The 19,363-nt window shown below is 58.8% G+C and carries 15 protein-coding genes; 7 read left to right on the top strand and 8 right to left on the bottom strand.

The features are described from left to right. Positions 1-26: 26 nt before the first annotated feature. The 3 genes from ycaC to IEY47_RS05885 all read left to right on the top strand — a co-directional run bounded on the left by ycaC (position 27) and on the right by IEY47_RS05885 (position 2,138). Positions 27-653, top strand: coding sequence for an isochorismate family cysteine hydrolase YcaC (gene ycaC / locus IEY47_RS05895; RefSeq protein ID WP_188982221.1), 627 nt, complete (start codon positions 27-29; stop codon positions 651-653). A 74-nt stretch (positions 654-727) separates the two neighbouring features. Further along, positions 728-1,651, top strand: a complete 924-nt coding sequence (locus IEY47_RS05890; protein ID WP_188982220.1) for a LysR substrate-binding domain-containing protein — start codon at positions 728-730, stop codon at positions 1,649-1,651. Positions 1,652-1,757: 106 nt separating this feature from the next. Next, complete coding sequence (locus IEY47_RS05885; protein ID WP_188982219.1) at positions 1,758-2,138, top strand: hypothetical protein; 381 nt, start codon at positions 1,758-1,760, stop codon at positions 2,136-2,138. A gap of 27 nt (positions 2,139-2,165) precedes the next feature. Here IEY47_RS05885 and IEY47_RS05880 read toward each other — a convergent pair whose 3' ends face one another. After that, positions 2,166-2,720, bottom strand: coding sequence for a helix-turn-helix domain-containing protein (locus IEY47_RS05880; RefSeq protein WP_188982218.1), 555 nt, complete (start codon positions 2,718-2,720; stop codon positions 2,166-2,168). 225 nt (positions 2,721-2,945) lie between these two features. On the opposite strand from IEY47_RS05880, the gene IEY47_RS05875 reads away from it, so the two are divergent. Then, positions 2,946-3,899 (top strand): GlxA family transcriptional regulator, encoded by a 954-nt coding sequence (locus IEY47_RS05875; RefSeq protein ID WP_188982217.1) that lies wholly within the window; start codon positions 2,946-2,948, stop codon positions 3,897-3,899. A 102-nt stretch (positions 3,900-4,001) separates the two neighbouring features. On the opposite strand, the gene IEY47_RS05870 is transcribed toward IEY47_RS05875, so the two are convergent. The 4 genes from IEY47_RS05870 to IEY47_RS05855 all read right to left on the bottom strand — a co-directional run bounded on the left by IEY47_RS05870 (position 4,002) and on the right by IEY47_RS05855 (position 12,581). Next, positions 4,002-4,976: a response regulator gene (locus IEY47_RS05870; protein ID WP_188982216.1), complete on the bottom strand. Its 975-nt coding sequence runs from the start codon at positions 4,974-4,976 to the stop codon at positions 4,002-4,004. A 314-nt stretch (positions 4,977-5,290) separates the two neighbouring features. Further along, complete coding sequence (locus IEY47_RS05865) at positions 5,291-10,738, bottom strand: trifunctional serine/threonine-protein kinase/ATP-binding protein/sensor histidine kinase (protein ID WP_188982215.1); 5,448 nt, start codon at positions 10,736-10,738, stop codon at positions 5,291-5,293. An 11-nt stretch (positions 10,739-10,749) separates the two neighbouring features. Next, the gene (locus tag IEY47_RS05860) at positions 10,750-11,103 is read right to left on the bottom strand and encodes a response regulator transcription factor (RefSeq protein ID WP_188982214.1); all 354 of its coding nucleotides are present in this window, start codon (positions 11,101-11,103) and stop codon (positions 10,750-10,752) included. A gap of 296 nt (positions 11,104-11,399) precedes the next feature. Then, positions 11,400-12,581 carry an MFS transporter gene (locus tag IEY47_RS05855; protein ID WP_188982213.1) on the bottom strand — a complete coding sequence of 394 codons (1,182 nt, stop codon included), beginning with the start codon at positions 12,579-12,581 and terminating at the stop codon, positions 11,400-11,402. 93 nt (positions 12,582-12,674) lie between these two features. On the opposite strand from IEY47_RS05855, the gene IEY47_RS05850 reads away from it, so the two are divergent. Then, complete coding sequence (locus IEY47_RS05850; RefSeq protein WP_188982212.1) at positions 12,675-13,577, top strand: LysR family transcriptional regulator; 903 nt, start codon at positions 12,675-12,677, stop codon at positions 13,575-13,577. Positions 13,578-13,659: 82 nt separating this feature from the next. Here IEY47_RS05850 and IEY47_RS05845 read toward each other — a convergent pair whose 3' ends face one another. Next, positions 13,660-13,803: a DUF2256 domain-containing protein gene (locus tag IEY47_RS05845; protein ID WP_229779242.1), complete on the bottom strand. Its 144-nt coding sequence runs from the start codon at positions 13,801-13,803 to the stop codon at positions 13,660-13,662. 98 nt (positions 13,804-13,901) lie between these two features. Here IEY47_RS05845 and IEY47_RS05840 point away from each other — a divergent pair, with 98 nt between their 5' ends. Continuing rightward, complete coding sequence (locus IEY47_RS05840; RefSeq protein ID WP_188982210.1) at positions 13,902-14,324, top strand: SRPBCC family protein; 423 nt, start codon at positions 13,902-13,904, stop codon at positions 14,322-14,324. Between the two features lie 101 nt (positions 14,325-14,425). On the opposite strand, the gene IEY47_RS05835 is transcribed toward IEY47_RS05840, so the two are convergent. Both IEY47_RS05835 and IEY47_RS05830 read right to left on the bottom strand, forming a co-directional pair. Continuing rightward, on the bottom strand, positions 14,426-16,462 hold the full coding sequence (locus IEY47_RS05835; protein WP_188982209.1) for a TonB-dependent receptor: 2,037 nt from the start codon (positions 16,460-16,462) through the stop codon (positions 14,426-14,428). A 580-nt stretch (positions 16,463-17,042) separates the two neighbouring features. After that, the gene (locus IEY47_RS05830) at positions 17,043-17,312 is read right to left on the bottom strand and encodes a type B 50S ribosomal protein L31 (protein WP_188982208.1); all 270 of its coding nucleotides are present in this window, start codon (positions 17,310-17,312) and stop codon (positions 17,043-17,045) included. A gap of 92 nt (positions 17,313-17,404) precedes the next feature. Here IEY47_RS05830 and IEY47_RS05825 point away from each other — a divergent pair, with 92 nt between their 5' ends. Then, positions 17,405-19,363, top strand: coding sequence for a TonB-dependent receptor domain-containing protein (locus tag IEY47_RS05825; protein ID WP_188982207.1), 1,959 nt, complete (start codon positions 17,405-17,407; stop codon positions 19,361-19,363).

Raw genomic sequence — 19,363 nt, 5'->3', positions numbered from 1 at the left:
TCGTAAATCGAAACAGGAGCTACATCATGAGCAAGCCATATAACCGCCTTAACAAAGACGATGCCGTCGTACTGCTCGTCGACCACCAAGCTGGCCTGATTTCGCTGGTGCAGGACTTCACGCCCAGCGACTTTAAGAACAACGTTCTGGCGCTGGCCGCGTGCGCCAAATTCTTCGAACTGCCAACCATCCTGACAACCAGCTTCGAGCAAGGCCCCAACGGCCCGCTCGTTCCCGAGCTGAAGGACATGTTCCCTGACGCGCCTTACGTTGCGCGTCCCGGTCAGATCAACGCATGGGACAACGAAGATTTCGTTGCAGCGATCAAAGCGACGGGCCGCAAGCAGCTGATCATTGCAGGTGTTGTAACTGACGTTTGCGTTGCGTTCCCAACCCTGTCGGCGCTCGCTGAAGGCTTCGATGTTTTCGTCGTGACCGATGCCTCGGGCACCTTCGACAAGACGGTCCAGCAGGCGGCGTGGGCGCGCATGAACGCGGCCGGTGCGCAGATGATGAACTGGTTCAGCGTCGCCTGCGAGCTGCACCGCGACTGGCGCAACGACATCGAGGGCCTGGGTGCGCTGCTGTCGAATCACATCCCGAACTACCGCAACCTGATGACGAGCTACTTCACGCTCGTGAACAACAAGTAACCCGCTGGCGGCGCCTTGCCGCACGCTATCGACTGCCCGGCCTCGTGCCGGGCAGTTCCGTTTTTGGAGTCGCCATGAACCGTAACGACCTGCGCAAGGTGGACCTGCACCTGCTCATCGTTTTCGAAAGCCTGATGCATGAACGCAACCTGACCCGTACCGCGGAAAAGCTCTTTCTTGGCCAGCCTGCGATCAGCGCGGCATTGCTTCGCCTGAGGGCGTTCTTCGACGATCAATTGTTCGTGCGCAATGGTCGGGCGATGGAGCCAACACCGCGGGCACTGGACATTCATCGGCGCCTTCCTGAAGCGCTCGACGGGATCGCGCAGGCCATTAGCGAGCTGCAGGCGTTCGATCCGGCATCGAGCGACGCGGTGTTCCGCATTGGCATGTCCGACGACGTGGAGTGTGGACTTTTGCCCGGATTGCTAAGCCAGTTGCGTACTGAGGCCCCTAACTGCGTAATGGTCGTTCGACCTGCCAATTTCCTTCTGCTTCCAGGGCTGTTGGCGACCGGCGAGATATCCACGGGTATCAGCTACACCACGCAATTGCCGGCTAACGCAAAATGCCGGACCTTGCGCAACATCAAGGCGGTGGCCATCCGCGCCGATGATGGTCGTGGGCCGCTGACGTTGGACGATTATTGCGAGCGGCCCCACGCACTGGTGTCGATGTCAGGCGACCTGAGCGGCAACATCGACGACGATCTCGCGCGGCACGGCCGCCGCCGGCGGGTGTCACTGGCGGTCCCGCATTTCAGCGGTCTCGGCGCCCTGATTCGCAACTCCGACTTCATCGCCACCATCCCTGATTACGTGGCGGCGGCCTTGGTTTGCGGCGGCGGTATCGTCGCAGAAGATCCGCCGTTCGATATCGTCCCTTCGAAACTGATGATGGTCTGGCGCGCTGCGGGTGACCAGGACCCTGCCGAACGTTGGCTGCGTGAGCGGATAGTCAGCTATATGACCGCAAGCGAGGCGCCTGGCCCGCTCTAGCAAGGTATGTAGGCATCAGCGTTCGGAATGTCGAACATCGTGAGGAACGATTTATAGCGGCGACCCTGCCGCTCCTAAGATGGCTCCAACACTCAGGAGCACCCTCATGAACATTGCCCGCCCGCTCAAGTCAGCTGCCTTGTCCCTGTCATTCATCGCGTTCACGCTGTTGACTGGTTGCGCCAGTTCCGAACATGCGTATTTCCAGAGCGGGGATATGGGCTATCTGGTGAAGTGTGGTGGGCTGATGGGGCGGTGGTCGGCGTGCTCTACGGCGGCCGCGGCGCTCTGCACGACTGACGGGTATGAAGTGCTGGCGCGCAACAGCATCGCCAAAGCGTCCGAGGAAGAAGCGGACGCCCATGTAGCAGCCGATAGCTTTCACAGCCGTGAGATGTATATTCAGTGCCGCGGTGCGCATTTGGCATGGAAAGTGGACGGTTCCATGAACGCCTCGCTGGAGGCCAACCCTCGCATAGAAGGCTGATCTCCTAAGCGCAGCGTGGGACTATCCCTAGGGATATGTCTGTACCGATAACGTCGCGCATTGGTGTTGACTCACGGGTGATTGGCAACGCTGCCAACGCTTTGGCGAGGTGCCGGTCAGCTTGCTGAACGTCCGCGAGAAATGGGACTGGTCGGCGAAGCCACACTCCAGCGCAATCTGGCACATGGATAGCGAACTCTCGGTGAGCAAGCGTTGCGCCCGCTCTATCCGGGAATTGAGCGACCATTCCTGCGGTGACATCCCCGTGGATTTCTTGAAGGCGCGGGAAAAGTGGCTTCTGGACATGGCGCATTGCGACGCGACCTCTGCGATGAGCAGTTTGTCCTGTTGGGTCGATCCCAGTATGTGTTTCGCCTTCCGCTCCTGCCAGGCGGCCAGCGCAACCGGGCCTGTCGCGACAGTTGCGGGGTTCAGATCCTCGTACTTGACGAGCAGATGTTGGCAAAGGCGTAAGCCCAGCTGATAAAAACGCTCCGACCCGGAATGCCTCGCGGTTTGCAGCGCAGCTTTTAGGTCCCTTGCGAGCTGATAGGTTTCTTGGTCGGCAGTGGTTGTATCCATTGCAGTCTCCCTGAGTGACCGCAATAGGCTGCGCGCGCCAGGCACGTCGAGTCCTTCTTCGGATCCTGAAAATTCCTGAAAATGGCGATCGCCGGTTCACTCAGCGTTGGCGTCCATTTCAACTCATGCGCCGTGCGCCTGACATGCCTCAGACCCCGAGCAAGGCGATAGCACTACGTGCTCTAATCGGCAAAGCGAAGCGTACGAATAAGGTTAGAGCTCACCATGCGCACAGTCGGCCTGCTGCTTTTCGACGACGTCCTCATGCTGGACGCAGCTGGACCCATCGACGTTTTTTCTTTGGCGAACCGATATCTGCCAGCTGACAAGCACTATCGTCTGATGACGATATCACCGACGCGCAAGGAGCTTCGGGCATCCAACGGTTTACGCATGTTCGCGGACTACAGCATCGAAGAAGCACCTACGGCCTACGATGTGCTGTTGGTTCCAGGTGGACCTGGCGCTTATAGCGGCGATCACCGGGACATCGCCCTCTGGTTGCGCGGCACCGTTGATAATTGCTGCACTTACGGTTCCGTATGCACGGGAGCGTTCCTGCTTGGGGAAGCTGGACTGTTAGACGGTCGCCGGGTCACGACGCATTGGCATTACCAGGAACGCCTCGCGACACGCTTCCCGAATGCGCAAGTACAGGCAGAAGCGATCTACCTACGAGACGGACCGATGATCTCCTGCGGCGGCGTCACCGCCGGGATAGACCTGGCACTTTCGGTTTTGACCGAACACCATGGCAAATCCATCGCGTTGGACGTCGCCAAGGTGCTGCTGGTAGTGACGCAACGTCAAGGCGGGCAGACCCAGTTCAGTCCTATGTTGTCAGTGCCGACAGGGGAAAACGACACACAGATGCAGGCTATCCAGCGGTATGTCATCGACAATGTCGGCATCCCGCACACGGTGTCCGCCCTGGCAGAGATCGCCAACATGAGCCCGCGAAACTTCAGCCGCGTGTTTACCCGCGAAACGGGCCTGTCACCCATGGAATTCGTGCTGACGGCCCGCATCGATTCGGCGCGTAACTTACTGGAGTCGACCGACCTGCCGTTGAAGACGATTGCTGCTCGCAGCGGATTTGGTAGCACGCGGCAGATGCGAGCCCTTTTCAGTGCTCGACTGAAGTTGAGCCCCGCACAATATCGGTATCAATTCGGATGAACCTGATCGCCCCCTGCGTGTACCAGGTCGGTGGTCGCTATAGGAGAACGGGGAGTAGGTGAACGACCGACACATGAGCGGGCTATAAGGCAGCGCAATCGCCTAAGCCGTTTTGCGCGTGCGCTCTGGGAGGACGACCCGTGACATATCGATGAGCTCGACGAGTTTCGTCGCGCCCATCTTCAGCATTACATTTTTCTTGTAGACCTTGACCGTCACTTCTTGCACGCCCAGCGCCATCGCGATCTCCTTGTTCATGTAGCCGGCGACCACCCCTTTGAAAACCTCTTTCTCGCGTTCGCTCAAACGGTCATATCGACCGCGAATGGCGTAGTCGGCGGCCGTTTCTTCATGCCAAACCTTGGCGCGAATCATTGCCTCGCTCACGACACGAAGCAGTTCGGCTTCGTCCATGGGTTTGGTGAGAAAACTTTCAGCGCCGGCCTTCATTGCCCGCACCGACATATCGATCGTTCCAAAGCCGGTCATGAAGACGATGGGTATGGGGGCTTGGCGTTTCGCAAGTTCCGCTTGCAGGTCGAAACCGCTGCTTTGGGCCAGCCTGACGTCAAGGAGAAGGCAACTCGGAGCGGTAAAGTCACAGGTGGCTAAAAACTCATCAGCCGACGCATGCCCCAGGGCCGTGATACCGGCTGATCGGAGTTGGCGTACCAAAGCCGTTTTTACTAAACATTCGTCATCCACCACGTGCACGCAGGCGACGGGCTCGACGGTCTGGAAAGCACGATGTCGTGTCGGAGGCACGACGGTTGTATCGCTACCCCCGGCTTCCATAACGTTCAGGCGGTAGCCGCGGCCTGAAACCGTTTCCAGCGTGGCGCGATCAAGGCCGGCAATCTTGCGGATAGAGGAGATATGAACTTGCAGGTTGTTCTCTTCGACCACTCGGTCCGGCCACACGGCAGAGAGTAGTTCTTCTTTGGTGACCAGCTGGTTAAGGGAGGACAACAGAACTTTGAAGATCTGTTCAGCTGGTCGGCTCATAGGAAGGAGCGTGCCATCTTTTTTGAGTCGCCCGCCGTCGAGCGAAATAAGAGCCGAGCCAAGGTTAACCACGCTTATCACCCTTTGAGCCTGGGTTAATCGCGCAACGTACAGATGCCTTGGCTGGCATAGCCCGTTGTGGCCCGCGTCGCGATGGGGCATCCCGCAGAGGTAAAGACGTAAGCGGGATGTTTTTCTAGGAATCATTATTATTCAAGCAGGTGGCAATGGGCGGACTAAAAGCGGAAGTATCCTGACAACAGGCGGCTGTATACGGCCATGCGGCATACTCGAGTTTGGTGTCCGTGCGCTGGCAGTTCTGAACGTCGTGGCCGCTTCTTGGGCTCACCAGCATCAAGCGCTCGGAGAACGTCTTGGCGTAGTCGCTAGCGGCATGTCGCGTCGTCCGTGGCCAGGGGCAAGGTAAAGAAGAACAGGCTTTCGCCACGACGTCCTCGGGTGAACCTGAGTGAACCGCCATGCGCGCTGATAATCGACCAGCAGATCGCCAATCCCATCCCCATGCCAGTGGGTTTGTTTGTATAGAACGCCTGGAACACCTGGTCTTCCGCGCTGGGTGAGACGCCCGGACCACTGTCCTGAACAATTACCAGGATTTCGTCCCCCATCGAATGCGCCGAGAGGCATAGCCGACGCGTTAGCGGCGGCAGATGCTGCATCGCCTCTACGGCATTCGTGATCAAATTGCGAACGACTTGCTGTATTTGCGTGGGATCACCCCATGCGTTGATCGCTGGAGCGATGTCTAGCACGAGACTCACGTTTTGATCCTGGATATCCGCTTTAGTAAGTGACAGGACATCGTGAATCATTCGGTCGACCGCAAAGCGTTTGCATTGCGGTGGAGCCTGGCGCGCCAACGAACGCATGGCATTGACGATCTCAGCGGCTCTTTTGCCTTCGGAAACGATGTCGCGAATGCCTTCAAGTGCATCGTCGACTTCAGGCGTTTCTCGATCCAGCCAACGAATGCTGGCACCCGCATTCGATAGGATCGACGCCAGAGGCTGATTGATTTCGTGAGCAATCGATGCGGCCAGCTCTCCCAGGATGCTGGCCTGGGAAGTACGTTCCAGCTCGCCGCGCGCGGCACGCAGCGCGATCTCGGTCTGCGTTCGGTCGGTGATATCCAGCAGCACCCCGATGAAGCCGTCTCCCGCGTCATCAGGTTCGCCGGCGAGCTCTAGATAGTGACAGCTGCCTCCAAGCGCCACCGTTCTGAACGTAAGACGGAAGGGCTCGTGGGCAGTGACGATGTGACTCAATCGTCCGGCGAAAAGCGTTCGCTCATCAGGATGTACCAGGCCCGTGGGATCGACGAGGTATTCCTTGTTTTCGGGTAGGGGAAGGCCAACTTGATCGAGCAGCCGGTCGGACCATAACGATGCGGCCTCGCACGGCTTCCACGCAAAGGTCCCGTACCTGTTCACAGCCTGGCCGAGCGCCATGAGCGCCTGGGTACGGCGCAAGGTATCTTCACTAGCCCGGCGCCGCTCATTCTCCGCGCTGAGATCGCTGTAAAGGCGCGCGTTACTCAGTGAGATGGCTGCCTGAGCGGCCAGCAATTCGAGTACGTCCACTCGGGCGGGCTCAAAGATGCCAGGAATCAGGGCATTTTCGAGATACAGCAAACCAATGACTGCGTTTTGCTTGAGCAGTGGAATACACCCTACGGACCCTCGTTCGAGGTCCAGTAGATAGGGATCCTGGCTGAACCTGCGCAGTGCTTCGGTGCCGTTCATGGCCAGTGGTTCCCGATGCTCCATTACATGTTGGACCACGCTCATCGACACCGCGGTGTTGTGGGGAAGATCATCACGAAGGTTGATTTCTATACCGCTCGGGCGGGCGACGCCCGTTGCTTCGATCGAGAGCCTGCCCTCTGCGACGAGCAGCAGGGCTGTGAACGTGGCCCCCGCATGCGTGGTGGCATTGCTTAGTAGGGTTTTGATCAGTGCTTCTGGTTCGATTTCCCTCGACAACGCTTGGCAAGCCTTGGTAATCGCCAAGACATCCAGTTCGCTCTTGCCAGGTAATGCCAGGGTGGGTGCAAGTTGCGGTGCGTCGCGCAAGGCGGGGTTCAACATTTCCAGTCGATCTGCCAGGCGCTTGGCGCCCCACCGTCGCCATGCGTCTCGGGCAAGACGAAGGTGGACCCGCGCGCCGTAATGCATGTTGACCAAGGCCAGGCACCGGCTTTCCAACTCATGGCCGAGACCTTGAATATGGATCGCACCGCAGGCTCCAGCCTTGTCTATCGCGTCCTCATAGTGAAGAAGCGCTTGCAGGTGATTGCCTTCGATGCGCTGGATTTCGCCCTTGGCCAACGCAAGGCGGTCGCCGAAATATCTCGGGTTTGTATCGGCAGCTGATTGCAGGCGCTGCATCGGTCGCTCAAAGTCCTGGATGACACCGGTCTGCGTTTGCAACGCGGCCCTGTTCAGTACCGTGAACAGAGCCAGGTCTATCAAGTGGATGTGCACAGGTGCTGACCAGGAAAGCTCCCACGCATTGTCGAGGTGGCGCGATGCGCTGCTCAGGGCGCCTTCGAGGAACTGAAAGAGGCCCTCGAACAGCTCCCATAGGAACCGCAGTTCCGCCATTTGCGAGCGGGCAACCCGTTTTTCGAGCTCGGCAGGGCTAGGGGTGGGAATCGAATCACTAAACTCGCCGGCAAGGCGGCGGATATACAGCGCTTGGGTATAGAGAATGCTTTGAGCATCGGTGAATTCGAGATGTTTGGCGTATTTCAGGCCGGTATCGATTTGCCGCAGCATCCGCTCGATGGGCGCGCCAAGTACGAGCAGGTCCGAGATAATGTGGTTGTTGGCGTAGCAGGCGAAACTCGGACTTCCTTTGGCGATGAGGAATCGGTGTGCGGATTCGGCACACTCGAGTGCGTAGGGGAGCGGTTTTGTCCATACGCTCGTTCGCTCCAGCGCAATCAATGCGGCGCCGCGCACCTTGGCAAAACGCGATTGCTCGCTTAAGTCGGCCGCCAATTCGGTGTAGGCCGAAGCCTGGTCGTAAAGGCCATGATGATGCGCCATGCAGACGCCGAACCAGGCGAGCCCCTCCACGCCGGCGGCGCTGATGCCGTATTCCAGTGTGAGCCGGACGATGTGACTAGACGCAATCAGCATCAGGTCGGGTTCCACGAACGAGCCCGGGACGATAATTGCGCGCAGCAAATCGATAACGGCCTGTACCTGATCGTCATCCAGGTATTGGAGCGCGGCAAAACGGTTCTTTGGGTTGGGACCAATCAAGTCATTTACGGCCCGCCCAAGACGATCCGCCGCGGGTCGTTCCAGTGTCAAAGAAATATCGGGTGCGAGGGTCGCTATACCGCTTCGGATGGAGTCCAGTGCAGCCCGGTAGTTGCCTTGCAGTGAGCAGATTTCACACCGTAAGCGATAGAGGTCGGCGCAATGGTCGAATCGCTTCGTCTGCGCCAGATGTTCATTGATGTATCGGTCGGCAGCCTCATAGGCGGCATCCAGGATCAAACACTGCCCGTACACGATTCTTAGGCCACAGGCACGATCACCGTCTCCGGTTGTGATATCCGGCTGTAGGCGTTGGGCATATTCCAGATAATCCAAGGCAACCGTGGCGGCGACCCTGCCGCGCGCCTGGTAAGCCGCTTCGATTAGCAGTTCAACGAGTGTTTCGTGACAGCAGCCGTCGAAGGCATCCGCCGGCACCCGAAGTACGTGGGACGCGGCACGATGAACACGCTTCGGCTGACGATCCTCGGCAACGGCTTGAGTGAAACGAATAGCGAATTCCAAGTGCATCGCCTGGATTGAGGCTTGTGACAGGCGCGCGAGCAGCGCTTCCCAGATCGAGTCATGGGTGAAGCTCAGCCCTGTGCGGTGTTCCGCTATCAAACCTGCGGCGAGTGCGGGTTTAAGCCACATCCTTAGCGATCGGCCTGTCGCGTCGCAGGCACACGCCAACTCTTCGAGTCCGGTTTCGTTTCCGAGCAGCGCGAGCTTCTCCAACACATCCATTGTTTTTGTCGGCAGATGTGCAAATCGCAGATCCATCAGCGACGACATTACACCCAGCGAAGTGTCCGCAACGGTCGCGTTCTCGCGTATGGCCGCAATCGCCTGACTTAGATACAGCGGATTGACTGCACCCTCTTGTGATAACCGCGCATGGAGTCGGTCGCGCTCGATGGCTGAGAGGGATGGGTCCGTCATCAGGAGGGCTGCTATCGTCCCGCCGTCGATCGGTCCCAGCGAGATGTCCTGCATCCAGCAGGGCAGCGCCCGACAGTGCCGAAGATAACGATCGATGTCAGTACCGGGCGCTACAGCATCGCTGCGGTAGGCTATGACGAGAAGAACGTGCTTAAAGAGATCGGCATCGAGTTCGCGGAGAAACGTAAGCGACTCCGCATCCGCCCATTGAAGGTCGTCCAGAAAGAGCACTAACGGATGATCTTCGGTCGCTATTGCCTGCAAAACGCTCAGCAACGTCCCGTGCAAGTGCCGGCGCGTTTCGCTGATGCGGGGCGCGATCTCGGAGCGGAGCGGGCCGGTGATCAGCTCGAGTTCGGGCATTAGGCGGGTAACGGCTCCCCCGTATTCGCCGACGGCCGCTCTAAGCCTTGGTGCCCAATACGACCTTCCGTAAGGCACCCCGGAACACAGGCTCGTGCATAAGGAAGAGATTGCCGACGCAAGGAATCCGTACGGATTGGCATAGCCGAGCGCCTTGCACTTGCTCATTGCATAGAGATAGCGATGGCCGTGATCCGCGAATCCGGCGCTTACCAGTGACGTTTTACCGACCCCGGCTTCGCCATGAACTAAAACGATTCCTCCTTTTCCATCGAGCAACCGAGTGAGCGCGTGCTGAAGATCCCGGGACTCCTGCGCTCTACCCACTAAAGAGGATATCTTCCCTCCATCTCCGCGCGCCTCTCCAGCCGTTGCGGCGTCCGCCTCCTGCCAATCGTCAAAACAGCGCCTTAGGTCGGCTTCCAATTCCAGCGCGGAGGCATAACGCAATCCTGGCTGCTTGCAGATCAGACGGCCGACCAGGGGCTCGACGCACGCGGGAAGGTCGGCCCGCAACGACTTCATCAACGGTGGCGGTATCGCTAAATGCGCGTGTAGCCAACCTGGCGCATCCTCCGCCTCGAACGGTCGAGTTCCGGTGGCCAGTTCGAACAGCGTGATACCCAGCGCGTAGAGATCGCTACGAATGGTCGCGGATTCATACCCGCAGTTTGCCAGCTCTGGGGCGAGATAAGCCAGGCTGGATGACCCGACTTCGCTCGCCGTACCGAGTGGTTGTCCTTTGACCGAAGCAAACGCGAATCCCGTGATGCGCACGACTCCGTCGGCTCGGCACAGGAGGTTGGCCGGCTGGATATCACGATGGACCATGCCTGCCTGGTGTACGTCGTTCAACGCCGCGGCTGCCGAGATGGCCAGCGTGAAAAACTGTTCGGCTTGGATAGTGGAGGCCCGCATGGTCGACAGCGGAACGCTATCTTCGTCGTCGAGTACTAGCATCTGGCCCTGCGGTGTAAGCAGTAATGCCTGCGGCACGACGGCCCATTCGGCAGACAGGCGTGGGGCGAGCGCAAACTCGCGGTCCAGACGTGGATCGTTTACTTGCGCCGATTCGGGAGCGACGAGCATCCAAGAACGCCCTGTGCGTTCATCGAATGCACGCCAACGGTGCAAGCCATTGATGTTATCGACGGCGATTCGAGATGCGCATTTTGGCCATTCGCCACTAAAGTCCAATCGATAGAGTGGCCGGTTATCGGGACCTCGGGTCATCGCCATGTCCGCGCTTCCTAGGCGATCGCGCGTAGCGCTCGTAGCAGCGCTTCTGCAGTAAAGGGTTTGGCTAGGAGTCGGACGCTATCAACTTTCGTTAGGGCCGCTGCATCCTGCCCGTCCGTTTCTGCCGTCATGTAGATGATAGGAATCTGGTAGCCGGCACTCAGCAGCTGGCCGTATGTCTCGCGGCCAGTCAGACCGGGCATATTGAGGTCCATGAGGAGACAAGAGATCGCGTGCTTGCCATCGAATTCGAGCAGGCTTTCCCCTGATGAAAAGGAGATGGCGTCATAGCCTTCCGATTTGAGGAGATTGACAACCGCCTTCCGAACAGCGAGCTCATCGTCGATGACACAAACGGTGTCCATTGGCAGCCTTGCGCAGAAAGAGAAGGGCGGGTCGAGACACAGATTGATTCGTTCAGATCGGCGGCGGGTTGCTTTTGGGGGCGGACGATCTGCCGGCGATTGTATCAATCGTCTCCGGATTCACTAGGCCTCATGTGCTCTGTTTTGCTTTAGTGTGCTGTTCGGGCAGCGCTTTGGCGGGGGCGCGTGTTGCTCGGTGTGGGAAGCAGAAAGGCTTCTAAGCCTGCGACGTTTCGAACGAAAACAAAGCCCACCTAGGGCCCCGTTTTCTGATCAACGATGCATCAGACCCGACCTTAGTCAGCAATCGCGCAACAGGCCGCCGGTACTGCGCGCTTCGAGCGTTGGATCATCGCCAATACCATCACCAGGCCGACAGCGGCCATCGCTGCTCCTGCGAGGGAAATGGCTGGATAGCCCAGGCCCGCGTTGATCACCGCGCCACCCAATACGGCACCGATGGCGTTGCCGAAATTGAACGCGCCGATGTTTACCGCGGACGCAAGATTCGGCGCATCCTTTGCGGCTTCCATCACGCGGGTTTGCAGCGGTGGTACCAGTGCGAAGCTCGCGGCGCCCCAAATGAGGATGGCGATCGCCGCAGACAGGGGCCAGCGCATGAGAAAAGCGAAGGCAATCAGTACCGCGATGAGCACGCCGAGGGAGACGACCAGGGTGCGATCGACCGATCGGTCCGCGCCTTTGCCGCCCCAGATGTTGCCAAGCGTCAGCCCGACACCAAATAGCACCAGCATGGCGGTGACGAAGGTCGTCGACGCGCCCGTGGCTTCGCGCAGGATGGGCGCGATGTAGGTGAACACGGTAAACATCGCGCTCGATCCGACCACGGTCAATGCCAATGCTGCCAATACTGGACCACGACCCAGTACACGGATTTCAGCCATCATGCCGTCCCCTTTGGGTGCCGCGATGTCCGGCAATGCCCACCAGAGTGATGCCATGGCCATCGCACCCAGCACGGTGATTCCCCAGAATGCTGTGCGCCATCCGAACGTTTCGCCGAACCACGTGGCGAGCGGCACGCCGCCGATGGTTGCAATGGTCAGCCCCATGAACATTGCCGCGACCGCGCCAGCGCGTTTGTCCGGCGGCACCACGCTGGCGGCGACCACCGAGCCAATGCCGAAAAAAGCGCCATGGTTAAGGGAGGTAACAACCCGTGCCATCAGCAAGGTAGCGTAGTCTGCTGCCAGGGCCGATAGCAGATTGCCAAGCGTGAAGATGGCCATCAGCCCCACCAGTAGATGACGACGAGGCACCCTGGTGGTGGCGAGGGTCATCAGCGGCGCGCCGATCAGGACGCCGAATGCATATGCGCTAACCAACAAACCCGCGGTAGGTATAGATACATCGAGATCCGCGGCGATACCCGGAAGCATGCCCATTGGCGCGAACTCGGTAACACCGATGCCAAAGGCGCCGATGGATAACGCAACGAGAGGTGGATTAATACGCATAGTGGCTCCTGATTTGTGAGCACGATGCTACGATCCGATCCTTCTTGGCGGTAGCCCCGCCGTTGGAACATCACTTTTGCGCTGGGTGCATAGATGGATATCAATGGGCGATCAGGCGAAATGGCCGTCTTTGCGACGATCGCAGAGAAGGGCAGTCTTTCCGCAGCCGGGCGCATTCTTGGACTTACGCCGTCTTCCATTAGCCGGATCGTTGCGCGTATAGAAAAGCGGATTGGCACGCGCTTACTGATACGCACAACGCGTGCTATCACGTTCACTGCTGAAGGTGAGACCTATCTGCGCGCGGCCAGAAGGATTCTCGCGGACCTCGCCGAAGTCGAAGATGCGATTACCCATCAAGGTGTACCCAAAGGACGAATCCGAGTGAGTGGCGCGCTGGCGCATGGGCGATTGTCGCTCCTGCCGCTTGTTGCGGAATTCAGCGCCCGTCATCCAGCCATCGTGGTGGACCTCGTACTGAGCGATGAGGTGGTCGATATCCTAGGAGGCGAAGCCGATATCGCGATTCGCTTCGGAAGGCTGGCTGATAGTCCTTTGACTGCGCGCCAGATTGGAGAAACTGGACAGGTAGTTGTCGCATCCCCCGACTATCTTGCCCGTCACGGCACGCCCCAAGTTCCCGCGGACCTGCTCAAGCATAACTGCCTGCGTTTCAATTTCCGGCGCGCCATACCGGATTGGCCCTTTTTCGAGGATGGTAGCGATTTCTATCTGAAGGTATCGGGCACGATCGAGAGCAACAGTGGCGAAGCGTTGTCCCAACTGGCGAGGATCGGCGCAGGCATTACTCGCGTGGGGACGTTCAGTGTCGAGGAAGATCTGAAAACAGGGGCGCTGGTTCCGCTGTTGGAGGATTACAACCCAGGTGATCGTGAGCCGATTAATGCCGTGTTCGTTGGTGGAGCGGCCATGCCGGCGAGGGTGAGGGCGTTCGTTGACTTTCTGGTGGAGCGTTATCGAGACGAGAGCTCGTGAAGCCGAAGAGCAGCACCACGGCTGAAACGCCGTAAGTGATCGTTAGGCCTGGTCAAGTCCTATGCAATGAGTAATGCCAGGCTCATGTATCGCGCGTTCGACTGCGCCTACAACGTTCGGAGCAATAGCGCACGTCGTCCCAACAGCGCTCCCACTTTTTCCGCCAGGTGAAGGGGCGGCCACAATGAGCGCAGACTTTCACGGGGAGAGTGGTCTTCTTGTGCAATTGGGAACTCGCGCCTTCAAATGGTTTACAAGGATGGTCTTTCATTCGCTCTGGCGAACATTTAAACCGCTTTTTCGAACCTAAGTGAAAGGTGACTTATGATTCATGTTTACGCCTCTATCGATCTCGAACACCCGGCCGAGCAGGTATGGCGGTTAATAGGTGGCTTCGATTCCCTGCCCAAATGGCTGCCGATGATCACGGCGAGTGAAGCGGGCGAGGGAGGTCGCGTTCGTACACTGACACTCGAAGACGGCGGTGTCATCGTCGAACGGCTGCAGGTGTTCAATGAACAAGAGCGCAACTATCGCTATACGATCGAGCGGGCTCCGCTACCCGTTCGCGGGTATCTGGCGACCCTGCAGGTAACGGCGTGGGAGAAAGGCTCCCGCGTTGAATGGTCGAGTACCTTCGAAGCGGATGGCGTCCCCGAAGCGGAGGCGAAGTCTATTCTGGAGGCGACGTACGCGGGTGGTCTCAACGCACTGAAAGAGCGGTTGGGTGACGTTCATGGCGCGTAGGCCGCGTACATGATTGGGCAATAAATCTAGCGCCTATACGCGCAAAGAATGGTTGTTGTCCGCGTGCGGCTTGAGGCGCCGACGCGGACAGCACATCTTCGTTAGAAGGCGACTTTCACACCCGCCTCGATGCTACGTCCGGCCGCCGGCACCTCGTCCCGCAGGATGGAGCTCGCGTAACGCACGGTCTGGTTGTTCAGATTGTCTCCCTTGATGAAGGCTAACCACTGGCTGTCGCCAAGATCGAAATGATAGCCAAGGCTTGCATTCAGGGTGGTGTAGCCATCGGTCGAGAGTTCTTCGTCCGGCACGCGGCGTTGGGCGCTGGCATGCTCGACACCCACACTTGCCTGCCATTGCTGCAGGTTCCAAAGCAGCGCCGTATTCAAACGCAGCGGTGAAATGCGGGGCAGGGGCTCGCCGGTATCCTTGTTCTTGGCCCTCGTGTAATCGGCTGAGCTCTGTAGGGCGAACTCACCATAAGGGGTTTGCGCGAGGTGCCAGTGGTCTTGGGCTTCGATTCCCCAGAAGTCCGCTTTTACGCCGCTGTACAGGTATTCTGGCAGTGCTTCGTCGTCGCCTGCATCGACTTCCGCACCGTCTTCGTCCAGGTAGCGTCCGCTACCGAGCAGGCCGATGTAGTTCGAGAACCGACTGTAGAAGACGCCAACGCTCCCTTTGTGGCGATCGTTATCGAAGCGCAGTGCGAGGTCCGTGGACCAGGATTTCTCTTTCTCTGCATCGGCGTCACCCACTTCGTAGGTGCCGGTCGCTTCATGAGGGCCATTGGCATAGAGCTCGTAGAACGTAGGCGCGCGTTCGGTGTAGCTCAAGGTGCCAGCCAGCGACCAGATATCGGTCAGCGTATAGAGCGAGCCGAAGGACAGGCTACCCGCGGTAAAGCTGTGCGAGCTTTCGGCGTTTTCGAACCGTTCATTGCCGCCAGCGTCCGGACGCAAGCGTGTATGTTCCAGGCGTCCTCCCAAAGTGAGATCCAAACGCTCCGTGGCTTGCCAGTCTTCGAGAATGAACAGGGCGCCGCTATCGGTATCCGTCTTGGGAACGAACGCTTCCTCGCCGAGCGCCTGGAAGCGGCTGCTGGCGACCTGTAGTCCAACCACGCCTTCGACCGGACCGAACGGTTGGTGCCGCGCCTCGACACGGGCTTCATAACCGTCGTTCTTGAATGTCGTGCCGACTTCGCCATCTTCGATTTCGCGGTGTTCGTAGGTCGTATGTCCGAAGTCCAGCTTTACAGAGCTGAACGGACCTTCGAGATCGCGAATCTCGGACGCCATGGCGTAATGACGCTGCTCCATATCGATACGAACGGCGTCCTCTGCGGGAGAGCCGTAGTTGCCGTCGTATTCATCGTAGGAAAGGCCTACGTATCCGTGGTCCCAGTGATAGGAACCGCCCACCGCGCCGCCGTCCTGGCGACCATCGCTGTTGTCTACGCGATGTTGACGGGTATCGCCGTCGATTGCGTGCTGGCGGCTGGAATGCGCGTGACCAGGGATGCGGGTGTCGTTGAATTGGCGCGAGTTACCGTCGACGTGCAAGGCGAACTGACCATTGCCCGCCTCGATCTTGCCGGCTGCACTCCGCGTCGTATCCGCGCCGCCGTAGCGGACTTCACCGCCACCATGGATCCCTTCTACCGGAGCCGTAGGAATGCGGTTGTCCAAAGTGTTAACGACACCGCCCACAGCACTGCCGCCATACAACAACGCGGCGGGGCCACGAACGACTTCGATCCGCTCCGCGTTGGCGGAATCGTAAGGGACCGCGTGATCGTAGGACAGGGATGAAGCATCCAGCGCGCCGACGCCATTGCGCAGGATGCGAATGCGATCGCCATCGAACCCACGAATGATAGGGCGGCTGGCCGCGGGGCCGAAGTAGCTCGCGGAGACGCCTGGCAGATTTCTTAGTGTTTCGCCCAGTTGCCCAGATTCCCGCTTCACTAAATCGTCACCCGAGACGATGCTCGTTGGCGACGCGAGCGCGGTCTGTTGGAGCGGGTTGGCCGTTACGATCTGCGGCGAAAGGTTGATCGTCTCGGCGCCATAGGCGGAGTGGATGACGAAAATCACTGCAGCCAGAGGGGTGAGTGAATAGCGGGATAAAGGTGACATGGCAAGAAGACCGATAGGGAGATGGAGCTAAAATGTTACTACATAACATTTCAAAATGTTGCGGTCTTGAGAGTGCTCAGCGCTCGGTTAGTGGATGGCCGGCAAATATGATGAATGGTGGAAGCTCTGCGGGTTCCACCCTACGGTCGCTGGCTGGAATTGGTTGGCAAGGTCGGATGTAAGGTGGAATAACGGCGTAGGCGCGTAATCCACCATTTGCCTTGTCGCAGTATCCGACTAACGGTGCGCAGACAACGGTGGAAGCCCCTGCGGGATGTCACGCTACGGCCGCAGATTGGAACTGGTTGGCAGAACCGGAGGTTGGGGGGATTAGCGGTGCAGGCGGTTAATCCACCATTCACGTCGTTGCAGCATCCGATTGATGGCGCGTTGGGAACGGTGACAAACCTGCAGGATTCGACCCTACGGTCGCGACCTCGAATGGGTTGGCAGGGTCGGATGTAGGGTGGATTAGCGATGTAGTCGCGCAATCCACCGTTCGCCATGTTGCAGCATCCGACTGAAATTACGTGGGGACGGTGGAAGCCCCGCCGGATTCCACCCTACGGTTACTTCCGGGTTATTCCTGGCTGGGTTTGGCCGCTGCAAAACCTGCGAAACGCTTGTTGAAGCCCGCGATACGGCCTTCGACTTTGGTCTGGCGTTGTTGACCGGTGTAGACCGGATGAGAAGAGCTGGATACATCCAGCGTGACGTAGGGGTACGTCTCGCCATCCGTGTGCTTGTAGGTCCGATCGGTGGCTACGGTGGAGCCGATCAGAAAGAAAGCGTCAGCTGTCGTGTCGTGAAAAAGGACAGGGCGGTAATCAGGATGGATACCAGGTTTCATGCAGAACTCCTTAGAACAGATGTCGTGTTAGCGGCCAATGATGTTATGTTATAACTCATAAATCAAATCTGTCAGACATCCTCGGAGCTGTAATGTTTCAGGCAAGATGCCGTGGCCGTTCGCTTTACGCCGGCCTGCTTTCTCCCTTTGCGTTTATTGCGCTCTCTGCTGGTGCCGAAGAAGCGCCTTTAGACCTAGAGTCCGTGGTCGTCACCGCTACGGCCACTGAACGTGCCTACCGGGATGCGCCAGCGAGCGTCACCGTCATAGGTCGCGATGATCTCGCGCAACGACCTGTGCAGGACCTGGAAGACGCGCTACGTGGAACGCCGGGTTTGCAGTTCACCGGCGTAGGGATGACGCGGCGGGGCGTGAGTATCCGCGGCATGAATGCGGATCACACGTTGATTCTGGTGGACGGCCAGCGGATCAATACCGCCGCGGGCGCGATCGCCCATGCGGATTTCGATCTCGGCTGGGTCCCGGTTGAGGCGATCGAGCGGATCGAAGTCGTTCGAGGGCCGATGTCATCGCTATACGGTTCAGAAGCGTTGGGCGGCGTCGTCAACGTGATTACGCGCAAAGCTACGGATGAATGGCGTGGCAGCCTGAATGCCAATGGCGGTGTAACCGAGGGCGGTAATGGCGGCCAGACGCATCAGCTCGGGGCTTACCTCTCAGGGCCGCTCGTACAGGACCGTCTAAGCCTTTCGCTGACCGGTGAAACGCGGCGTCGCCAAGCGACCGCCGACGATGATGATCCGGCCATTTCAGAGATTGAGGGACGCGACGTGCACAGCGGCACGGCCACCTTGAGCTGGACGCCGGATACCGCCCAACGTATCGACCTGTCCTATGGTTCAGGCAAAGAAGATCGCTGGCGCAATACGCGCTCCGGGGGGCGTATACCGGTCGAGTATGAGTCGCAGGATCGTATCGAGCGCGAGCGATTCTCCATTGCCCATAGCGGTGACTGGACATGGGGCACCAGCAGCCTGCGCGCCTACCGCAACACGCTCGAAAGGCGTAATCGCTACACCAATGGCGTAGTGCCCACATCACCACGACAAACACTGACTGACGATATCGTCGATGGCAGTGTTGGCGTGCCTATGGGGGACATGCACTTGTTCACGCTGGGGGGAGAGTGGCGGCGTGAAGAGCTTGAAGACGGCGGTTTTGTAGGCGGCGACGATCGCGCCATTCACCGTGCAGTGTTCTTACAGGATGAGCTGACGTTCAGCCCGGATTGGTCGTTGGTGCTGGGAAGCCGCTTCGACCATCACGATGCCTACGGCTGGCAAAAAAGCCCGCGTGCCTACCTGGTCCACCATGCCTCCGAGCGCTTGACCTTCAAAGGCGGCGTCGGCCGAGGATTCAAAGCACCCACGCTCAAACAGCTTGCGCCAGGGTATGCGGCAATTGGCGGAGGCGGACGTTTTACCATCTACGGCAACCCGGATCTCGAGCCAGAAATCAACACGACGTACGAATTCAGTGCCGACTATGCAGGCGAGGGCTGGTCGTTGAACGCTGGCGTCTTCCAGAACAACGTGCGGGGATTGATTCAAACTGTCTGTGTGAGCAACTGCGGCCGCTTCGGTACTGAGGTTCGCAATTACGACAACGTCGATAAGGCACGTATCCGCGGGCTCGAGCTAGGTGGAGACCTGGACCTGCCTGCCAACCTGAATGTAAGCCTCAACTACACCTACCTCGACGCGATCGATCGGAGCAACGACCGGCGCCTAGGCGACCGCTCCCGCCACCTCGCTAACACCGCGTTGAAATGGCAGCCCAACGAGGCCTTCGAAGCGCAAGTCCGCGGGGAGTATGTCGGCAGCCAACTGAGCTATAGCGGCGCTTCGGGCTATCGGCTGCCGGCATATAGCCTGTGGCATTTCGAAGCCAGCCAGCGATTGACGCCAAATCTCACGCTACGCGGCGGGATCGAAAACCTGGGTGACGAGCGCCTTGCTGACCGTTCGGAAAACTACGTGTACGCCGAACCGGGACGTACCTATCACGTCGGCGTCGCGTTGAGTTTCTGA

The sequence above is a fragment of the Pseudomonas matsuisoli genome, from assembly GCF_014647635.1.
GTDB classification, from domain to species: domain Bacteria; phylum Pseudomonadota; class Gammaproteobacteria; order Pseudomonadales; family Pseudomonadaceae; genus Pseudomonas_P; species Pseudomonas_P matsuisoli.
This window is presented reverse-complemented; position numbering and strand designations above follow the sequence as displayed.

Coding starts and splice junctions, on each gene's coding strand:
- ycaC (WP_188982221.1), top strand. CDS start 27: ATGAGCAAGCCATATAACCGCCTTAACAAAGACGATGCCGTCGTACTG.
- IEY47_RS05890 (WP_188982220.1), top strand. CDS start 728: ATGAACCGTAACGACCTGCGCAAGGTGGACCTGCACCTGCTCATCGTT.
- IEY47_RS05885 (WP_188982219.1), top strand. CDS start 1,758: ATGAACATTGCCCGCCCGCTCAAGTCAGCTGCCTTGTCCCTGTCATTC.
- IEY47_RS05880 (WP_188982218.1), bottom strand. CDS start 2,720: ATGGATACAACCACTGCCGACCAAGAAACCTATCAGCTCGCAAGGGAC.
- IEY47_RS05875 (WP_188982217.1), top strand. CDS start 2,946: ATGCGCACAGTCGGCCTGCTGCTTTTCGACGACGTCCTCATGCTGGAC.
- IEY47_RS05865 (WP_188982215.1), bottom strand. CDS start 10,738: ATGGCGATGACCCGAGGTCCCGATAACCGGCCACTCTATCGATTGGAC.
- IEY47_RS05860 (WP_188982214.1), bottom strand. CDS start 11,103: ATGGACACCGTTTGTGTCATCGACGATGAGCTCGCTGTTCGGAAGGCG.
- IEY47_RS05855 (WP_188982213.1), bottom strand. CDS start 12,581: ATGCGTATTAATCCACCTCTCGTTGCGTTATCCATCGGCGCCTTTGGC.
- IEY47_RS05850 (WP_188982212.1), top strand. CDS start 12,675: ATGGATATCAATGGGCGATCAGGCGAAATGGCCGTCTTTGCGACGATC.
- IEY47_RS05840 (WP_188982210.1), top strand. CDS start 13,902: ATGATTCATGTTTACGCCTCTATCGATCTCGAACACCCGGCCGAGCAG.
- IEY47_RS05835 (WP_188982209.1), bottom strand. CDS start 16,462: ATGTCACCTTTATCCCGCTATTCACTCACCCCTCTGGCTGCAGTGATT.
- IEY47_RS05830 (WP_188982208.1), bottom strand. CDS start 17,312: ATGAAACCTGGTATCCATCCTGATTACCGCCCTGTCCTTTTTCACGAC.
- IEY47_RS05825 (WP_188982207.1), top strand. CDS start 17,405: ATGTTTCAGGCAAGATGCCGTGGCCGTTCGCTTTACGCCGGCCTGCTT.